Here is a 19191-nt window from a genome sequence, read left to right as displayed (position 1 = left end):
GGGAGCCCGTTCCCCCCGTGGGCGAGGCCGCGGCGGCCCGCCCGGGTACACGGGGCTCCCGCGTCCCTTGCCGGATCAATGCGGCGCGCCCCGCCAGCCCTGCACGGGCAGCGCGAACTTGGCGACCAGACGGTCGGTGAACGAGGCCTGGTGGAGCCGGGCGAGCCGTACGGGCACCGCTCCGCGCCGCACCTCGACCCTGGCTCCGGCGGGCAGCTCGACGGTCCTGCGCCCGTCGCACCAGAGCACCCCGTGCGGGGTGTGCGGCTGGACCTCCACGGCCAGGACGGACGTGGGCGAGGTCACCAGCGGCTTGGCGAACAGGGCGTGGGCGCTGATGGGGACCATGAGGAGGGCCTCGACCTCGGGCCAGACGACGGGGCCGCCCGCCGAGAAGGCGTAGGCGGTCGAGCCGGTCGGGGTGGCGCAGACGATGCCGTCGCATCCGAACCCGGTGACCGGCCGGCCGTCGATCTCGAGGACGACCTCCAGCATCCGCTCGGGCGACACCTTCTGCACGGCCGCCTCGTTGAGGGCCCAGTCGGTGTGCACGACGTCGCCGTTGCTGTGGACGAGGACGTCGAGCGTCATCCGCTCCTCGACCTGGTAGGCCCGGGTGACGACCCGGTCGACGACCTGGTCGAGGTCGTCGCGCTCCGCCTCGGCGAGGAAGCCCACACGGCCCAGGTTGACACCGAGCATCGGTACGCCGGAGGCCCGGGAGATCTCGGCGCCCCGCAGCAGCGTGCCGTCGCCCCCGAGCACGATCAGGAGCTCACAGCCGTCCAGGACCGCCGGGGTGGCGTCCGTGACCGTCTGCACGGACGGGGGCAGCGGGAGGTCGGCCGCCTCCACGGCCAGCACCCGCACCCCCAGGCCGTGCGCCAGCAGGCCCTGGACGACCAGCTCGGCGCTACGGATGGCCGCCGGGCGGCCGGTGTGTGCCAGCAGGAAGACAGTGCGTTCCGCGTTCCCGGGTTGTGCCGCATGCGTCGTCAACGAGGCCCCTCCGCCACTGCACGGTCGACATCCGCGGGATCCAGTTCAGGTGCTCCGGCCCGCAGCCACAGAAAGTACTCGACATTTCCCGAAGGCCCGGGCAACGGACTCGCCGTGACCCCCCGGACGCCGAGACCCAGCAGACCCGCCCGCCGCGCCACCTCCCGTACCGCCTCGGCCCGCAGTTCGGGGCTGCGGACCACACCGCCGCTGCCCAGGCGCTCCTTACCCACCTCGAACTGCGGCTTGACCATGAGGACCAGGTCCGCATCGGGGGCGGAGCAGCGCGCGAGGGCGGGCAGCACCAGGCCGAGCGGAATGAACGACAGGTCGCCGACCACGAGATCCACCGCCTTCCCGTCGATCTGCTCCAGCGTCAGTTCCCGTACGTTGGTACGGTCCTTGACGGTGACGCGTTCATCGGACTGCAGGGACCAGGCGAGCTGCCCGTAGCCGACGTCGACGGCGACGACATGGCCGGCGCCGGCCCGCAGCAGCACGTCGGTGAAGCCGCCGGTCGACGCCCCGGCGTCCAGCGCCCGCCGCCCCTCCACCTCCAGCCCCAGGGGCACGAAGGCGGCGAGGGCGCCCGCGAGTTTGTGCCCTCCGCGCGAGACGTACTCGGGGTCGCTGTCGTCCTTCAGGACGACGACTGCCGCGCTCGTCTCGACCTGGGTGGCGGGCTTGGTCGCGGCGCTGCCGCCGACGGTCACCCGCCCCGCTGCGATCAGCTGGCTCGCGTGCTCGCGTGAGCGGGCCAGCTTGCGGCGTACCAGCTCGGCGTCGAGGCGGCGACGTGCCACTCCTGCCACGTTCGGTTCAGCTCCTGTTGTCGTGCGCGGGCGTCGGTGCGGGTGCGGGCCGGGCGTCCAGCTCGGTCAGCTGGTCACGCAGCCCACGGTGTACATCCTCGTACACCTCCGTGTGGCCGTCCGCCGGGAGGTGGTCGGCGTCGGCCAGCCGCTCCAGCCGGGCGTCCACCCCGGCGTGGCCGGTGGGGGTGCGCGCGACACCGATCGGGGCGGGCGGCGCGGGGTCGAAGGAAGGCGTCTCGGGCGCGGCGGGCGGTGCGGCGACGTCGTCCGCCACGTCCTCCCGCACCGTCCCCGGCTCCGGCATCCAGTCGCTCATGCCGGAACGCTACCCCGAAGGGCCGGTGTACCGTCGGTGACGATGGCGACCATGGCGGAGTGCCGCAGCGCACTCGACACACTTTCCGGCACCCTGGCGGGCGCCGACGGCGACGTACGCAGCGCTGCTGCCCTCGACCGCTCGTTGAGCTGCCACATCACGGATCTCGACGGCACGTTCGCCGGACGGCTGGCGAACGGCCGGATCCAGGTGCTCGACACGTACGACGGCCCACCCCGCGAGAAGGCGCAGATCCGGCTCGCGATGGCCGGGGACGACCTGGTGGCGATGGTGGACGGCGAGCTGAACTTCGCGAAGGCCTGGGCCTCGGGGCGTGTCCGGCTGGAGGCGGGCTTCCGCGACCTGCTGAAACTCAAGTCCCTCCTCTGAAACGCCGCCGGCTCAGGCGGTGGCCCCCGCCCGTTTCCTGCGGGCGGCCGGCACCACCAGCGGGGTGCCCGTCTCCGGGTCGTCGATGACCTGGCAGCGCATCCCGAAGACCCGCTCGACGAGCTCGGCGGTGACGATGTCGACGGGCGCGCCCTCGGCGATGATCTCGCCCTGACGCATGGCTATCAGGTGGGTCGCGTACCGGGCGGCGTGGTTCAGGTCGTGCAGCACGGCGACGAGCGTGCGCCCCTCGGCCTCGTGCAGTTCGGCGCAGAGGTCGAGCACGTCGATCTGGTGCTGGATGTCGAGGTACGTCGTCGGCTCGTCCAGGAGCAGGAGCGGGGTCTGCTGGGCGAGCGCCATGGCGATCCAGACGCGCTGGCGCTGGCCGCCGGAGAGTTCGTCGACGTAACGGTCGGCGAGCTCGCCGACGCCGGTGGAGGCCATGGACTCGACGACGATCCGCTCGTCCTCGGGCGACCACTGGCGCAGCAGTCCCTGGTGCGGGTACCTGCCGCGCGAGACGAGGTCGGCGACCGTGATGCCGTCGGGGGCCACGGAGGACTGGGGCAGCAGGCCCAGCGTCCTGGCGACCTTCTTGGCGGGCATCCGGTGGATGGACCGCCCGTCCAGCAGCACCTCTCCCCCGCTGGGTTTCAGCATCCGGGAGAGCGCGCGCAGCAGGGTCGACTTCCCGCAGGCGTTGGGGCCGACGATCACCGTGAAGGAGTTGTCGGGGATTTCGACCGAGAGGTTCTCGGCGATGATCCGCCGGTCGTAGCCGAGGGTCACCGAGTCTGCGGTGAGGCGCTGCATGGTCGTGCTCCCGGAGTCGAGTGGGTTCGTCTGCGCGGTGTCGCCGTCCGGCGCGGTCGCCGGGGTACCGGATCTCATATGCGGCCCGCCCTGCGCTCGGAGACCAGCAGCCACAGCAGGTAGCAGCCGCCGATCACGCCGGTGACCACGCCCACCGGGAGCTGGCGGTCGCCGAAGGCGTTCATCGCCGTCCAGTCGGCGACGAGCAGCAGGGCCGCGCCCACGGCTGCCGACGCGGCCAGGTTGGGGCCCGGCGCGCGGGTGAGCCGCCGGGCCACCTGCGGGGCGCTGAGGGACACGAACACGATCGGGCCCGCGGCGGCGGTGGCGACCGCGACGAGCAGCACGGCGCAGCCAAGCACGAGGAGCCGGGTGCGTTCCACCCGTACGCCCAGGGCGTGTGCGGCGTCGTCCCCCATCTCGATCATGCGCAGCGCCCGGCCGTGCCCCAGGACCACGGGGAGGAGGACCGCGCAGACGGCGAGCAGGGGCCAGACCTGCGCCCAGTCCCTGCCGTCCAGGGAGCCGGTCATCCAGACGACGGCACGGGTGGCGTCGACGAGGTCGGCCTTGGTGATCAGGTAGTGGGTGGCGGCGGTGAGCATCGCGGCCGCCCCGATGCCGACGAGGACGAGCCGGTACCCGTGCACGCCCTTCTTCCAGGCCAGCAGGTAGACGGCGGCCCCCGTCAGGATGCCGCCGCCCACGGCGCCGGCTGCGACCTCGGTGGCCCCGCCGCCCAGGAGCACGATCACGACGAGGGCGCCGACGGCGGACCCCTGGCCGAAACCGAGCACGTCGGGGCTGCCCAGCGGGTTGCGGGAGACGCTCTGGAAGACGGCGCCGCCCACGCCGAGCGCGGCGCCGACGAGGAGGCCGACCAGGACCCTCGGCAGCCGCAGTTCCGTGACGACGAACTCCTGCTGGAACGTTCCGTTGCCGGACAGCGTGGTGAGGACCTCGCCGGGCGACATGGAGTAGTCGCCGCTGCCGATCAGCACCACCGCGGCGGCGAGTGCCGCGACGACGAGCAGTGCGATGACCAGGAACGCCCGTGAGTCGACGCGGAAGGAGTACCCCCCGGTGGTCCGCACGGCACGGACCGTCCTCGTGGTGTCCTGCGCGGCCTTCACAGCTGGGCCATCCTCTTGCGTCGTACGAGGTGGATGAAGACGGGTCCGCCCAGCAGCGCGGTGACGATGCCGACCTGCAGCTCGGAGGGGCGGGCGATGATCCGGCCCACCACGTCGGCACCGAGCAGGAGCACGGGCGCGAGCACGGCCGCGTACGGCAGGATCCACCGCATGTCGGGGCCGGTGATGGTGCGGACCAGGTGCGGGATCATCAGCCCGATGAAGACGATCGGCCCGCAGGCGGCGGTCGCGGCCCCGCAGAGCAGGGTGACGGCCACCATGGCGAGGACGCGGGTGCGGGTCAGGTGTGCCCCGAGCGCCCTGGCCGTGTCGTCGCCCATCTCCAGCGCGTTCAGAGGGCGGGCGATCAGCAGCGACAGCAGCACGCCGAGCGCGACGAACGGCCACACCTTGCCGACGGTCTCCGTGTTCGCGGAGGCCAGTGATCCGACGGTCCAGAACCGCAGCCGGTCCAGCGCCGCCGCGTCGAGCAGCTGGACGGCGTTGACGTAGCCGTAGAGGGCGGCGGTGACCGCCGTACCCGCGAGCGCCAGCCGTACCGGATTCGCGGATCGGCTGCCGCCGAGGACGTAGACCGCGACCGAGACGATCGCCGCGCCGCCGAAGGCGAACCAGACGTACCCGGTCAGCGAGGTGACGCCGAAGAAGCTGATGGCCGATACGACGGCCGCCGACGCCCCCGCGTTGACCCCCAGCAGCCCGGGTTCGGCGAGCGGGTTGCGGGTCAGCGCCTGCATCACCGCACCGGCGAGGCCGAGCGCGGCTCCGACGATCAGCCCGAGCACCGTGCGCGGCACGCGCACGTCCCGTACGAGGACGTCACCGCTGGTTCCCGAGAAGTGGAACAGACCGTGCCAGACGTCGGAAAGGGGAAGGGCCTTCGCGCCTACGGCGACACTCGCGAGGCATACGACCACCAGCATGCCCACGGCTGCCAGCAGCCCGGCGGCGCGCAGCGCGTGACGCCCGGCGCGCACCGGCCTGTCCGGCGCGGCTGCCGGGCCGGCGCTCGATTCGGGGGGACTCTCGACCAACACCGGGTTAGGTTAGCCTATCCTCCCGATTGGGTGCCTGGCCGGTGCCTGGGCTGGTTCGGGTTGCCTGGGCTGGTTCGGGCCGGCCGGTGCCGGGTCCCTCCGGTGCGGGCCTTGTCGGTGCCTCCGGCTTCCCGGTGCCCGGCCTCCGCGTGCCCGGCCTCCCCGGTGCTGTGCCAGGCCCCCCCGGTGTGGTGCCCGGCCTCCCCGGAGTGGTGCACCGATCGGTTACAGGCCGAGTCGGGCCACCGCCTTCCCCGCGTCGAGCCCGCACGCCTCTTCTCCGGCGTGCGTCCAGGCCGCCCCGCACAGGGCCCGCAGCCCGTCCAGTGCGTCACCGTCGCCCTCCAGCGAGAGCGCGTCGCCCCGCGCCTCGGCCGTCCAGCCGCCACAGCCGAACACCCCGTCGCGCACCGAGACCTCGGGCTGTCCGGTGAGCAGGCCCCGCAAATCCCGGTCCACGTAGGTCGGCCGGTGCTTCGGTTCGGCCGCGACCAGCTGCGCCGCGTCGGTCACCCCGGTGAGCACCAGGAGCGAGTCCACACCCCCGTTGAACGCGCCCTCGATGTCGGTGTCCAGCCGGTCCCCGACGACCAGCGGCCGCTCGGCCCCGGTCCGCAGCACCGTCTCGCGGTGCATCGGCGGCAACGGCTTGCCGGCGACCTGCGGCTCCGCGCCCGTGGCGATCCGTACGACCTCGACCGCCGCGCCGTTGCCCGGCGCGATGCCCCGGGCACTCGGGATCGTCAGGTCCGTGTTGGAGGCGAACCACACGGCCCCACCTGCGATCGCGTACGCCGCCTCGGCGAAACGCCCCCACTCCAGGCCGGGTCCCCCGTACCCCTGTGCCACGGCGACCGGCTCGTCCTGCACCGACTCGACGGGCACCAGGCCCCGCTCACGCAGGGCGACGCGCAGCCCCTCCCCGCCGACCACGAGCACCCGCGCGCCGGACGGCAGCTGATCGGCCATCAGCCGGGCCACCGCCTGCGCCGACGTGATCACATCGGCCGCCTCGGCCGGGATGCCCAGCTCCGTCAGGTGCTCAGCGACGGCGTCGGGGGTCCGCAGGGCGTTGTTCGTCACGTACGCCAGCCGCATGCCACCCGCGCTCGCGGTGCCCAGCGACTCGACGGCATGGTCGATCGCGTGCCCGCCGGCGTACACCACACCGTCGAGATCGAGCAGGGCCGTGTCGTACGCCTCGCTCAGCGCCGTGCTGCTCCCGAGCGGCCGGGACCTGTACTGCTGACTCATATGCCTGCGCTCCTCTGTCCATGCTCTCCCCCGATCATCGCCCATCCCGGGGCGCACATACGATGCACGAATGAACACACCCGGGCCTGCCGGCGGCCGTGGACTGCGGCTGATCCCCTTCCGCGGACTGCGGTACGTCCCCGAGAGGGTCGGCAGTCTGGCCGCCGTGACGTCTCCGCCGTACGACGTCGTCGTACGGCCCGACGGGCTGCACCACCTCGAGTCGGCGGACCCGCACAACATCGTGCGGCTGATCCTTCCCCAGGCGGACAGCGCCGACGCACGCCACCGGCAGGCGGCTGAAACCCTGCAGCGCTGGCTCGCGGAGGGAGTCCTCGCCCCTGATCCGGAGCCGGTGCTGTACGTCTACGAGCAGCGGACCGGCGATCTCCTGCAGCGCGGTGTGATCGGGGCCCTGGCTCTCTCGCCCGCGACCGAGGGCGTCGTGCTGCCGCACGAGGACGTCATGGCCGACATCGTCGCGGACCGCGCGGCCCTGATGCGTACGGCGGCGGCCCACCTCGAACCACTGCTCCTCAGCTACGCCGGTGACGGAGGGCCGACCGGTGCGACGGCCGTCATCGAACGGGTGGCGAAGCGCCTGCCGGTGCTCGCCACGACGACCGAGGACGGCGTCGCCCACCGCCTCTGGGCCGTGACGGATCCGGCGGAACGGGCGGAGATCCAGTCCGATCTCTCGCGGCGCCAGGCCCTGATCGCCGACGGGCATCACCGCTGGGCGACCTATCTCAGGCTGCAGGCGGAGCAGTCCGGGCCGGGCCCGTGGGACTTCGGCCTGGTCCTGCTCGTCGACACCGCCCGCTACCCGTTGCAGGTCCGTGCCATCCACCGTCTGCTGCACCGCCTGCCCGTCGCACAGGCCCTGAGCGCTCTCGACGACGCCTTCAGGGTCCGGCGCGTCGAGGGCCCTCTCCGCGGAGCGCTCGACGCGCTCGCAGAGGCCGCGGCCGAGGGCAACGCCTTCCTGCTCGCGGGCGACGGACGCTTCCACCTCGTCGACCGGCCCGATGAACACCTCCTGGCCCGCACGGTGCCGGCGGACCGGCCGGCAGCCTGGCGGGCGCTCGATGCCACCGTGCTGCACTCCGTGCTCCTCGACCACGTCTGGCGGATACCGGACGCCCCGGACCACATCGCCTACATCCACGACACCGAGGCGGCGGTCGAGCAGGCGGAGCGGCACGACGCCACGGCCGTCCTGATGCATCCGGTGAGCGAGGACGTCGTCCGCGACCTGGCCAGACAGGGCGTCACCATGCCCCGCAAGTCGACCTCGTTCGGCCCCAAACCGGCCACGGGCCTGGTCCTGCGGGACCTCGGCACCGACTGACGCGCCGCCACGAAGGAGGAGGGCGGCACCCGCCGGGGTGCCGCCCTCCTCCTTGTGTTCGTCGCGCCTCAGCGCTTACGCCTTCGCGGGTCCGTCCACGTCATCGTCATTGTGGTCATCGTCGACGTCGACGTCGACGTCGACGTCGACGTCGTCCTCGTCCTCGTCGTAGTCCTGCGCGTCCGGGACGTCCGCAGCGGCGGGGGCCACGCTGTCGTGCTCGTCGTCGTCCTCACCGAGGGCGTCGACGAACTCGACGCCGTCGAGCTCGGCAAGCCGGTCGGACGCGTCGGTCGCGCCGTCCTTGTCGGCCTCCATGGCCTTCGTGAACCACTCACGGGCCTCGTCCTCGCGCCCGGCCTCCAGAAGGGCGTCCGCGTAGGCGTACCGCAGACGCGGCGTCCAGGAGTGGACGGCGCTGGACGCGAGCTCAGGGCTCTGCAGCGTGACGATCGCGGCGTCGATCTGTCCCATGTCCCTGCGGGCCCCTGCGGTCACCAGCCGCATCTCGACCTGGCCGGCCTTGTCCAGCTTCTGCACCTCGGGCTCGCCGGCCATGGCCATGGCACGCTCGGGGCGGCCGAGTCCACGCTCGCAGTCGGCCATGACGGGCCACAGATCCACGGAACCCGTCATCCGACGGGAGGCCCGGAACTCGGCCAGTGCCTCCGCGTACTTCTGCGTGGCGTACGCGGCGAAGCCGGCGGCTTCGCGCACCGCGGCGACGCGCGAGGCCAGACGCAGAGCGATGCGCGAGTACGCGTACGCCTGCTCGGGGTCCTCGTCGATCAGGCGGGCCACCATGACGAGGTTCCGTGCGACGTCCTCGGCGAGCGTCTTCGGCAGGCTCATCAGCTCCTGGCGGACGTCCTTGTCGATCTCGTCGCCGGTGACATCGTCCGGAATGGGCAGGCGCTTGATCGGCTCACGGTCGCGCTCGTCGCGTCCTTGGTAACCGCCGCGGTCGTCCCGGCCGCGGAAGCCGCCGCGGTCGTTGCCCCGGTCGTTGTCACGGCGCGGCCCACGGTCGTTGCTCCGGTCGTCGCGGCGGAACCCACCACCGGCGTTCCCACCACGGTTGTCGTCGCGGCGGGGGCCACGGTCGCGGTCGTCACGGCGCTCGAAGCCGCCACTGGGGCGCCCGCCACGGTCGTCACGCTGGCCGCCACGGTATCCACCGCGGTCGTCCTCACGACGCGGGGCACGGTCGTCGCGCTGACCCCCGCGATACCCACCGCGGTCGTCCTCACGACGCGGGGCGCGGTCGTCACGGCGGAAGCTGCTCGGTCGGTCGTCGTCGCGGCGGGGGCCACGGTCGCGGTCGTCACGGCGCTCGAAGCCGCCACTGGGGCGCCCACCACGGTCGTCACGCTGGCCGCCACGGTATCCACCACGGTCGTCCTCACGACGCGGGGCACGATCATCACGACGGAACCCACCGCCGGTGCTGCCACCGCGGCTGTCATCGCGACGGAACCCACCACCCGTGCTGCCACCGCGGCTGTCATCGCGACGGAAGCCACCACCCGTGCTGCCACCACGGCTGTCATCACGACGGGGGCGGTCGTCGCGACGCTCGAAGCCGCCACTGGGGCGCCCACCACGGTCGTCACGCTGGCCGCCACGGTATCCACCACGGTCGTCCTCACGACGCGGGGCACGATCATCACGACGGAAACCGCCACCAGTGCTGCCACCACGGCTGTCGTCACGACGGAACCCGCCACCGGTGCTGCCACCGCGGTTGTCGTCACGACGGAACCCGCCACCGGTGCTGCCACCACGGTTGTCGTCACGACGGAACCCGCCACCGGTGCTGCCACCACGGTTGTCGTCACGGCGGGGGCGGTCGTCGCGGCGCTCGAAGCCGCCACTGGGGCGCCCACCACGGTCGTCACGCTGGCCGCCACGGTATCCACCACGGTCGTCCTCACGACGCGGGGCACGATCATCACGACGGAACCCACCGCCGGTGCTGCCACCACGGCTGTCGTCACGACGGAACCCGCCACCCGTGCTGCCACCGCGGTTGTCGTCACGACGGAACCCGCCACCCGTGCTGCCACCGCGGCTGTCGTCACGACGGGGGCCACCGCCGGTGCTGCCACCACGGTTGTCGTCACGGCGGGGGCGGTCGTCGCGACGCTCGAAGCCGCCACTGGGGCGCCCACCACGGTCGTCACGCTGGCCGCCACGGTATCCACCACGGTCGTCCTCACGACGCGGGGCACGATCATCACGACGGAACCCACCGCCGGCGCCGCCACTTCGATTGTCGTCGCGACGCGGGCCGCGGTCACTGTCACGTCGAGGCGCACCGGACCGGTCGTCGCGACCGCCTCGGGAGCCGCCCCCGTCACCGGCGTCCCGGCGACGCGGCTCGCGCTCCGGACGGTCGTCGGAAGAGTTGGTGGACATGGGGGTGACTCCTGTCATCGGGTACCACAGACATTCTCGCGCAGTCGACCATCCGACGCGCTTCGGGGAAAACAAAAAAGGACCCTTGGTCCCAGCATGAACGCTGGGACCAAGGGTCCTTGAAAGATTGTTCGGCGGCGTCCTACTCTCCCACAGGGTCCCCCCTGCAGTACCATCGGCGCTGAAAGGCTTAGCTTCCGGGTTCGGAATGTAACCGGGCGTTTCCCTAACGCAATGACCACCGAAACCCTATCGGGCTCTAGCGAACAAGCACACTTTTCAATTAAGAAGTGAAACTGTTCAACCGGTGCGACTGTTCGCAACCCGGGAACAACACAGTGGACGCGAGCAACTGAGGACAAGCCCTCGGCCTATTAGTACCAGTCAGCTCCACCCGTTACCGGGCTTCCACATCTGGCCTATCAACCCAGTCGTCTACTGGGAGCCTTAACCACTCAAGGTGGTGGGAATACTCATCTTGAAGCAGGCTTCCCGCTTAGATGCTTTCAGCGGTTATCCTTTCCGAACGTAGCCAACCAGCCATGCCCTTGGCAGGACAACTGGCACACCAGAGGTTCGTCCGTCCCGGTCCTCTCGTACTAGGGACAGCCCTTCTCAATATTCCTACGCGCACAGCGGATAGGGACCGAACTGTCTCACGACGTTCTAAACCCAGCTCGCGTACCGCTTTAATGGGCGAACAGCCCAACCCTTGGGACCGACTCCAGCCCCAGGATGCGACGAGCCGACATCGAGGTGCCAAACCATCCCGTCGATATGGACTCTTGGGGAAGATCAGCCTGTTATCCCCGGGGTACCTTTTATCCGTTGAGCGACAGCGCTTCCACAAGCCACTGCCGGATCACTAGTCCCGACTTTCGTCCCTGCTCGACCCGTCGGTCTCACAGTCAAGCTCCCTTGTGCACTTACACTCAACACCTGATTGCCAACCAGGCTGAGGGAACCTTTGGGCGCCTCCGTTACTCTTTAGGAGGCAACCGCCCCAGTTAAACTACCCATCAGACACTGTCCCTGATCCGGATCACGGACCCAGGTTAGACATCCAGCACGACCAGAGTGGTATTTCAAGGACGACTCCACAACCACTGGCGTGGCCGCTTCAAAGTCTCCCACCTATCCTACACAAGCCGAACCGAACACCAATATCAAACTATAGTAAAGGTCCCGGGGTCTTTCCGTCCTGCTGCGCGAAACGAGCATCTTTACTCGTAGTGCAATTTCACCGGGCCTATGGTTGAGACAGTCGAGAAGTCGTTACGCCATTCGTGCAGGTCGGAACTTACCCGACAAGGAATTTCGCTACCTTAGGATGGTTATAGTTACCACCGCCGTTTACTGGCGCTTAAGTTCTCAGCTTCGCACACCCGAAAGTGCACTAACCGGTCCCCTTAACGTTCCAGCACCGGGCAGGCGTCAGTCCGTATACATCGCCTTACGGCTTCGCACGGACCTGTGTTTTTAGTAAACAGTCGCTTCTCGCTGGTCTCTGCGGCCACCCCCAGCTCATGGAGTAAATCCAATCACCAGTGATGGCCCCCCTTCTCCCGAAGTTACGGGGGCATTTTGCCGAGTTCCTTAACCATAGTTCACCCGAACGCCTCGGTATTCTCTACCTGACTACCTGAGTCGGTTTAGGGTACGGGCCGCCATGAAACTCGCTAGAGGCTTTTCTCGACAGCATAGGATCATCCACTTCACCACAATCGGCTCGGCATCAGGTCTCAGCCTTAATGTGTGACGGATTTGCCTACCACACGGCCTACACCCTTACCCCGGGACAACCACCGCCCGGGCTGGACTACCTTCCTGCGTCACCCCATCGCTTACCTAATACAAGTCTGGTTCGTCGGCTCCACCACTACCCTCAACTCCGAAGAGATCGGGCCGGCTTCACGGACTTAGCATCGCCTGATTCAGTATTGGGCGTTTCAAAGCGGGTACCGGAATATCAACCGGTTGTCCATCGACTACGCCTGTCGGCCTCGCCTTAGGTCCCGACTTACCCTGGGCAGATCAGCTTGACCCAGGAACCCTTAGTCAATCGGCGCACACGTTTCTCACGTGTGTATCGCTACTCATGCCTGCATTCTCACTCGTGAACCGTCCACAACTCGCTTCCGCGGCTGCTTCACCCGGCACACGACGCTCCCCTACCCATCCATACTCCCGTTGGGGATATGTGTATGAATGACACGACTTCGGCGGTACGCTTGAGCCCCGCTACATTGTCGGCGCGGAATCACTTGACCAGTGAGCTATTACGCACTCTTTCAAGGGTGGCTGCTTCTAAGCCAACCTCCTGGTTGTCTCTGCGACTCCACATCCTTTCCCACTTAGCGTACGCTTAGGGGCCTTAGTCGATGCTCTGGGCTGTTTCCCTCTCGACCATGGAGCTTATCCCCCACAGTCTCACTGCCGTGCTCTCACTTACCGGCATTCGGAGTTTGGCTAAGGTCAGTAACCCGGTAGGGCCCATCGCCTATCCAGTGCTCTACCTCCGGCAAGAAACACACGACGCTGCACCTAAATGCATTTCGGGGAGAACCAGCTATCACGGAGTTTGATTGGCCTTTCACCCCTAACCACAGGTCATCCCCCAGGTTTTCAACCCTGGTGGGTTCGGTCCTCCACGAAGTCTTACCTCCGCTTCAACCTGCCCATGGCTAGATCACTCCGCTTCGGGTCTAGAGCGTGCAACTCAATCGCCCTATTCGGACTCGCTTTCGCTACGGCTTCCCCACACGGGTTAACCTCGCTACACACCGCTAACTCGCAGGCTCATTCTTCAAAAGGCACGCAGTCACGACTGACAGCACAAGTGCTGCCAGCGACGCTCCCACGGCTTGTAGGCACACGGTTTCAGGTACTATTTCACTCCGCTCCCGCGGTACTTTTCACCATTCCCTCACGGTACTATCCGCTATCGGTCACCAGGGAATATTTAGGCTTAGCGGGTGGTCCCGCCAGATTCACACGGGATTTCTCGGGCCCCGTGCTACTTGGGTGGTTCTCAAGCAAGCCGTTGATGTTTCAGCTACGGGGGTCTTACCCTCTACGCCGGACCTTTCGCATGTCCTTCGCCTACATCAACGGTTTCTGACTTGCCGACCAATCGGCAGATTGATCAAGAGAACTCCCACAACCCCGTATGCGCAACCCCTGCCGGGTATCACACGCATACGGTTTGGCCTGATCCAGTTTCGCTCGCCACTACTCCCGGAATCACGGTTGTTTTCTCTTCCTGAGGGTACTGAGATGTTTCACTTCCCCTCGTTCCCTCCACACTGCCTATGTGTTCAGCAGCGGGTGACAGCCCATGACGGCTGCCGGGTTTCCCCATTCGGAAACCCCCGGATCAAAGCTTGGTTGACAGCTCCCCGGGGACTATCGTGGCCTCCCACGTCCTTCATCGGTTCCTGGTGCCAAGGCATCCACCGTGCGCCCTTAAAAACTTGGCCACAGATGCTCGCGTCCACTGTGCAGTTCTCAAGCAACGACCAGCCACCCATCACCCCGTCTTCCGACGAGTTCACTGGGGCCGGCGTCGAAGGCAGCCTTACGGCCATACCTTCAGACACCCAACAGCGTGCCCAGTACCCGGAATTCACCCGATTCGTTTTCCACGCTCCGAGGAGCAGTACTCACGACCCGGTTGAACCACCAGGTACTGAATAGTCAACGTTCCACCCATGAGCAACCAGCACCGAACATTCGCCGGTGTACTGGCCTCTGACCCGGAGAACCGGGTAAGAAGTGCTCCTTAGAAAGGAGGTGATCCAGCCGCACCTTCCGGTACGGCTACCTTGTTACGACTTCGTCCCAATCGCCAGTCCCACCTTCGACAGCTCCCTCCCACAAGGGGTTGGGCCACCGGCTTCGGGTGTTACCGACTTTCGTGACGTGACGGGCGGTGTGTACAAGGCCCGGGAACGTATTCACCGCAGCAATGCTGATCTGCGATTACTAGCAACTCCGACTTCATGGGGTCGAGTTGCAGACCCCAATCCGAACTGAGACCGGCTTTTTGAGATTCGCTCCGCCTCGCGGCATCGCAGCTCATTGTACCGGCCATTGTAGCACGTGTGCAGCCCAAGACATAAGGGGCATGATGACTTGACGTCGTCCCCACCTTCCTCCGAGTTGACCCCGGCAGTCTCCTGTGAGTCCCCATCACCCCGAAGGGCATGCTGGCAACACAGAACAAGGGTTGCGCTCGTTGCGGGACTTAACCCAACATCTCACGACACGAGCTGACGACAGCCATGCACCACCTGTATACCGACCACAAGGGGGGCACCATCTCTGATGCTTTCCGGTATATGTCAAGCCTTGGTAAGGTTCTTCGCGTTGCGTCGAATTAAGCCACATGCTCCGCTGCTTGTGCGGGCCCCCGTCAATTCCTTTGAGTTTTAGCCTTGCGGCCGTACTCCCCAGGCGGGGAACTTAATGCGTTAGCTGCGGCACCGACGACGTGGAATGTCGCCAACACCTAGTTCCCAACGTTTACGGCGTGGACTACCAGGGTATCTAATCCTGTTCGCTCCCCACGCTTTCGCTCCTCAGCGTCAGTAATGGCCCAGAGATCCGCCTTCGCCACCGGTGTTCCTCCTGATATCTGCGCATTTCACCGCTACACCAGGAATTCCGATCTCCCCTACCACACTCTAGCTAGCCCGTATCGAATGCAGACCCGGGGTTAAGCCCCGGGCTTTCACATCCGACGTGACAAGCCGCCTACGAGCTCTTTACGCCCAATAATTCCGGACAACGCTTGCGCCCTACGTATTACCGCGGCTGCTGGCACGTAGTTAGCCGGCGCTTCTTCTGCAGGTACCGTCACTTTCGCTTCTTCCCTGCTGAAAGAGGTTTACAACCCGAAGGCCGTCATCCCTCACGCGGCGTCGCTGCATCAGGCTTTCGCCCATTGTGCAATATTCCCCACTGCTGCCTCCCGTAGGAGTCTGGGCCGTGTCTCAGTCCCAGTGTGGCCGGTCGCCCTCTCAGGCCGGCTACCCGTCGTCGCCTTGGTAGGCCATCACCCCACCAACAAGCTGATAGGCCGCGGGCTCATCCTTCACCGCCGGAGCTTTTAACCCCGTCCCATGCGGGACAGAGTGTTATCCGGTATTAGACCCCGTTTCCAGGGCTTGTCCCAGAGTGAAGGGCAGATTGCCCACGTGTTACTCACCCGTTCGCCACTAATCCACCCCGAAAGGCTTCATCGTTCGACTTGCATGTGTTAAGCACGCCGCCAGCGTTCGTCCTGAGCCAGGATCAAACTCTCCGTGAATGTTTTCCCGTAATCGGGATCACAACACGAGAGCGGAACAACCGATCGGAATAAGAACGGTTGTTCACAGCGTCCTCGCTGTTGTTGCCTACCGGACCGGTAAAGGCCGGCAGGACTTTTTCAAAGGAACCACCAACCTGCCGAAGCAGGCCGGGGTATCAACATATCTGGCGTTGACTTTTGGCACGCTGTTGAGTTCTCAAGGAACGGACGCTTCCTTCGGTCCCGTTTCACCGGGGCCCTCCGGGCGCTTCCCTTCGTTCTTGCGTTTCCGACTCTATCAGACTCTTTCGTGTCCGATTCCCGGCCGAAGCGGGTTCCTGCTGTTTCGCTTTCCAGTTCTTCGCTTTCGCGTTTCCCTTTCGGCGTGTCCACTACGTTAGCCGATTTCCTCTGCGGCTCATAATCGAGCCGTCAGGACGAATTCCGGCATGCCGAAATTACGCCCGCCAGGGCGAATCGTAGGTAGTGGTTGGCCCTCTCACGATGCTTCGGACCGGTCCCATGGACCGTGCCAACAACAACTGCATCCGTTCAAGCGGCTCGGACTACATTAGGGAACCGGCGGGGTCGAGTCAAGTTGCTCGGCGGCGAGGCGCATGGGCCCGGTACGGGCTCACCGTGGGATCGCCGTCGATCCAGAAGCGCCACGGCTGGTGGGAACCGTCTCCGCCCACACCGGTGCGCGGCCCGCTCCGCACCTGTTCGCGCGGCGGCGGGGTGCCCCGTAGTACGGACAGCGGCCCGTGCGGACCGTCCAGGACGTCGACGCCGTTGAGTGCCCGGTCGACGTCGAGGGCGGTGGCCAGCCGGGCAGGCCCTTTGGCCAGTTCCCGGTCGTTGCGGGCCGAGAACCGGCGCGCGCGGGCGATGTCCGCCCCCACCCGGATCTCGCCGGCCCGGAGCAGGACCCCGCTCGCCTTGCCCTCGGGACCGCACACCAGGTTCAGGCAGTGCCACATCCCGTAGGTGAAGTACACGTACGAGTGGCCCGGCGGACCGAACATGACGCTGTTGCGCGCCGTCCTGCCGCGGAACGCGTGGGAGCCGGGGTCGATCTCCCCCGCGTACGCCTCCACTTCCGTCAGCCGTAGTTCGATGGGGCCCTCGTCGGTCGTGCGCACCAGGGTGCGGCCGAGCAGATCGGGTGCCACGTCCAGTACGGATCGGTCGAAGAAGTCCCGCGTCAGCGGCGTACGGTCCATGCCCTCGTTCATGGCGTCCGAGGGTACTGGGAAGGCCGCACCGGGAACCGGCTACGGTCGTGGCGCGTATGTAGAGGTCAGGACCAAGGAGGAGAAATCATGGGCTTCAAGCGGCTGCTCGCGAGCATGGGTGCCGGCGGTGCTTCGGTCGAGACCGAGCTCACCGAACTCAACGTCGTCCCCGGCGGGGTCGTCCAGGGTGAGGTGCGCATCCAGGGCGGTTCCGTGGATCAGCAGATCGAGGGCCTCTCGGTCGGTCTGCAGGCGCGGGTCGAGGTGGAGGGCGGGGACCAGGAGACGAAGCAGGACATCGAGTTCACCAAGCAGCGCCTAGGCGGTGCCTTCGAGGTGAAGGCGGGCGCCGTGCACGTCGTGCCCTTCGGCCTCGAGATCCCCTGGGAGACGCCGATCACGATGTTCGCCGGACAGCACCTGCGTGGCATGAACATCGGTGTGACCACGGAGCTGGAGATCGCCCGGGCACTGGACTCCGGTGACCTGGACCCGATCAACGTGCACCCGCTGCCGGCCCAGCAGGCCATCCTGGACGCCTTCGGGCAGCTGGGCTTCGGTTTCCGCAGCGCGGACATGGAGCGCGGCCACATCCGTGGGACGCGCCAGCGCCTGCCGTTCTACCAGGAGATCGAGTTCTTCCCGCCGCAGCAGTACCGCGGACTGAACCAGGTCGAGCTGACGTTCGTCGCGGACGACCGCGAGATGGACGTCGTGCTGGAGATGGACAAGAAGCCCGGGCTCTTCAGTGAGGGCAGCGACTCGTACCGCGCGTTCAAGGTCGGCCTGGACGATTTCCGGAACACGGACTGGGCCGCGTACCTCAACCAGTGGCTCGCCCAGGTCGGCGGACAGCGCAACTGGCTCTGACACCCCCTAGGGTCGGTGGGAGACAGATCGCAGCCGATCAGGAGAGGTGCTGACGTGACCGAGTCGAAGAGGGCGCCACTGCCGCACGACTTCCATCCCGAGGTCCCCTCGTTCACCGTGGTGAGCGACGATCTCGCGCCGGGAGCCGTACTGGCGGACGCACAGGTGTTGTCGGCGGGGAACACTTCGCCGCACCTGCGGTGGGAGGGTTTCCCCACGGGGACGAAGAGCTTCGCGGTGACGTGCTTCGACCCGGACGCCCCCACGGGCAGCGGGTTCTGGCACTGGGTGGTCTTCGACCTCCCGGCGACGGTGACGGAGCTCCCGGCGGGCGCGGGCAGCGGTACGTTCGAAGGGCTCCCCGAGGGCGCGGTCCAGGTGCGCAACGACTACGGCGCGAAGGAGTTCGGCGGTGCCGCGCCGCCGGCCGGTGAGAACCACCGTTACGTCTTCACCGTGTACGCGGTGGACACGGAGAAGCTCGGGCCGGACAGCGACGCATCGCCCGCGGTGATCGGTTTCAACCTCCGGTTCCACACCCTGGCCCGCGCCCAGCTGATCGGTGAGTACACGTCTCCCGACAGCTGACAGTTCTCCTCCTGTTTGCCCTGCCCTGGTCTTGGAGAGATCAGGGCAGGGCACTTTTTATTGCGTTGTCCATCACGGCTCACCCGGACAGAGTTGATCCGGGCTCGCCGGGGGGCGGGCGGCACACGGGAGGTGGGCAGGATGCGGGACACACTGGTGCTCAACGCGAGCTTCGAGCCGCTGTCGACGGTGACGCTGAACCGTGCGGTGGTGCTCATCCTGCAGGACAAGGCCGTTGTCGAGCAGGCGGATCCCGGGCTCCGCATGCGTGGTGCCGCCGTCGACATCCCGGTGCCCAGGGTGATCAGGCTCTGCCGGTACGTACGGGTGCCGTTTCGAAGACACGCCCCGTGGTCCAGAAGGGGCGTCCTCATACGGGACCAGCACCGGTGCGCGTACTGCGGGCGGCGGGCGAGCACCGTGGACCACGTGGTGCCGCGTGCGCAGGGGGGTCAGGACACGTGGCTGAACACCGTGGCGTCGTGCGCCGAGGACAACCACCGCAAGGCGGCCAGGACCCCGGAGCAGGCGGGCATGCCGCTGCTGCGGCAGCCGTTCGTGCCCTCGCCCGCGGATGCCATGCTGCTCGCGCTGGGATCCGGTGACCGGTCCGCGCTGCCGGAGTGGCTGGCGCGGTCCGCTGCGTAACCGGCGT

Annotated in this window: 15 protein-coding genes and 3 rRNA genes; 6 read left to right on the top strand and 12 right to left on the bottom strand. The window is 67.4% G+C overall.

The window, feature by feature from the left end; translation table 11 throughout:
• Positions 1–75: 75 nt before the first annotated feature.
• Genes QFZ58_RS28390 through QFZ58_RS28380 form a run of 3 tightly spaced genes read right to left on the bottom strand, consistent with a single transcriptional unit; the run spans position 76 to position 2130 of the window.
• On the bottom strand, positions 76–999 hold the full coding sequence (locus QFZ58_RS28390) for an NAD kinase (RefSeq protein WP_307127739.1): 924 nt from the start codon (positions 997–999) through the stop codon (positions 76–78).
• Positions 996–1811: a TlyA family RNA methyltransferase gene (locus QFZ58_RS28385; RefSeq protein ID WP_307127738.1), complete on the bottom strand. Its 816-nt coding sequence runs from the start codon at positions 1809–1811 to the stop codon at positions 996–998. The genes QFZ58_RS28390 and QFZ58_RS28385 overlap by 4 nt, the downstream gene beginning before the upstream one ends.
• A 7-nt stretch (positions 1812–1818) precedes the next feature.
• Positions 1819–2130, bottom strand: coding sequence for a hypothetical protein (locus QFZ58_RS28380; protein WP_307127737.1), 312 nt, complete (start codon positions 2128–2130; stop codon positions 1819–1821).
• Between the two features lie 42 nt (positions 2131–2172).
• On the opposite strand from QFZ58_RS28380, the gene QFZ58_RS28375 reads away from it, so the two are divergent.
• Positions 2173–2520 (top strand): SCP2 sterol-binding domain-containing protein, encoded by a 348-nt coding sequence (locus tag QFZ58_RS28375; protein WP_307127736.1) that lies wholly within the window; start codon positions 2173–2175, stop codon positions 2518–2520.
• Positions 2521–2532: 12 nt separating this feature from the next.
• On the opposite strand, the gene QFZ58_RS28370 is transcribed toward QFZ58_RS28375, so the two are convergent.
• From QFZ58_RS28370 to QFZ58_RS28355, 4 genes are all read right to left on the bottom strand, one after another.
• Positions 2533–3336 (bottom strand): ABC transporter ATP-binding protein, encoded by an 804-nt coding sequence (locus QFZ58_RS28370; protein ID WP_307129020.1) that lies wholly within the window; start codon positions 3334–3336, stop codon positions 2533–2535.
• A gap of 74 nt (positions 3337–3410) precedes the next feature.
• A complete protein-coding gene (locus QFZ58_RS28365) occupies positions 3411–4469 on the bottom strand; it encodes an iron chelate uptake ABC transporter family permease subunit (RefSeq protein ID WP_307127735.1) in 1059 nt (352 codons plus the stop codon).
• On the bottom strand, positions 4466–5527 hold the full coding sequence (locus QFZ58_RS28360; RefSeq protein ID WP_307127734.1) for an iron ABC transporter permease: 1062 nt from the start codon (positions 5525–5527) through the stop codon (positions 4466–4468). Before QFZ58_RS28360 ends, QFZ58_RS28365 begins: the two co-directional genes overlap by 4 nt.
• A gap of 225 nt (positions 5528–5752) precedes the next feature.
• A complete protein-coding gene (locus tag QFZ58_RS28355) occupies positions 5753–6781 on the bottom strand; it encodes an HAD hydrolase-like protein (protein WP_307127733.1) in 1029 nt (342 codons plus the stop codon).
• 70 nt (positions 6782–6851) lie between these two features.
• On the opposite strand from QFZ58_RS28355, the gene QFZ58_RS28350 reads away from it, so the two are divergent.
• Positions 6852–8132, top strand: a complete 1281-nt coding sequence (locus tag QFZ58_RS28350) for a DUF1015 domain-containing protein (protein WP_307127732.1) — start codon at positions 6852–6854, stop codon at positions 8130–8132.
• A 75-nt stretch (positions 8133–8207) separates the two neighbouring features.
• Here QFZ58_RS28350 and QFZ58_RS28345 read toward each other — a convergent pair whose 3' ends face one another.
• On the bottom strand, positions 8208–8984 hold the full coding sequence (locus QFZ58_RS28345; RefSeq protein ID WP_307129019.1) for a tetratricopeptide repeat protein: 777 nt from the start codon (positions 8982–8984) through the stop codon (positions 8208–8210).
• Positions 8985–9080: 96 nt separating this feature from the next.
• Between QFZ58_RS28345 and QFZ58_RS34545 the strand changes: the two genes are divergently transcribed.
• Positions 9081–10673, top strand: a complete 1593-nt coding sequence (locus QFZ58_RS34545; RefSeq protein ID WP_373428600.1) for a hypothetical protein — start codon at positions 9081–9083, stop codon at positions 10671–10673.
• A gap of 6 nt (positions 10674–10679) precedes the next feature.
• Here the strand turns inward: QFZ58_RS34545 and rrf are convergent.
• The 4 genes from rrf to QFZ58_RS28320 form a co-directional block, all read right to left on the bottom strand.
• Positions 10680–10796, bottom strand: a 5S ribosomal RNA gene (rrf, locus tag QFZ58_RS28335).
• A 108-nt stretch (positions 10797–10904) separates the two neighbouring features.
• Positions 10905–14029 (bottom strand): 23S ribosomal RNA (locus tag QFZ58_RS28330).
• A 306-nt stretch (positions 14030–14335) separates the two neighbouring features.
• Positions 14336–15861, bottom strand: a 16S ribosomal RNA gene (locus tag QFZ58_RS28325).
• The 16S, 23S and 5S rRNA genes sit together here, the layout of an rRNA operon.
• Before the next feature lie 575 nt (positions 15862–16436).
• On the bottom strand, positions 16437–17078 hold the full coding sequence (locus tag QFZ58_RS28320; RefSeq protein WP_307127731.1) for a DNA-3-methyladenine glycosylase: 642 nt from the start codon (positions 17076–17078) through the stop codon (positions 16437–16439).
• A gap of 87 nt (positions 17079–17165) precedes the next feature.
• Between QFZ58_RS28320 and QFZ58_RS28315 the strand changes: the two genes are divergently transcribed.
• The 3 genes from QFZ58_RS28315 (at position 17166) to QFZ58_RS28305 (ending at position 19184) form a co-directional block, all read left to right on the top strand.
• A complete protein-coding gene (locus tag QFZ58_RS28315) occupies positions 17166–17948 on the top strand; it encodes a sporulation protein (RefSeq protein ID WP_307127730.1) in 783 nt (260 codons plus the stop codon).
• 54 nt (positions 17949–18002) lie between these two features.
• Positions 18003–18536, top strand: coding sequence for a YbhB/YbcL family Raf kinase inhibitor-like protein (locus QFZ58_RS28310; RefSeq protein ID WP_307127729.1), 534 nt, complete (start codon positions 18003–18005; stop codon positions 18534–18536).
• A gap of 141 nt (positions 18537–18677) precedes the next feature.
• Entirely contained in the window at positions 18678–19184 is a 507-nt protein-coding gene (locus QFZ58_RS28305) for an HNH endonuclease (RefSeq protein WP_307127728.1), read from the top strand.
• Positions 19185–19191: the final 7 nt, after the last annotated feature.

The organism is Streptomyces sp. B1I3 (assembly GCF_030816615.1).
Taxonomy (GTDB): Bacteria; Actinomycetota; Actinomycetes; order Streptomycetales; family Streptomycetaceae; genus Streptomyces.
This window is presented reverse-complemented; position numbering and strand designations above follow the sequence as displayed.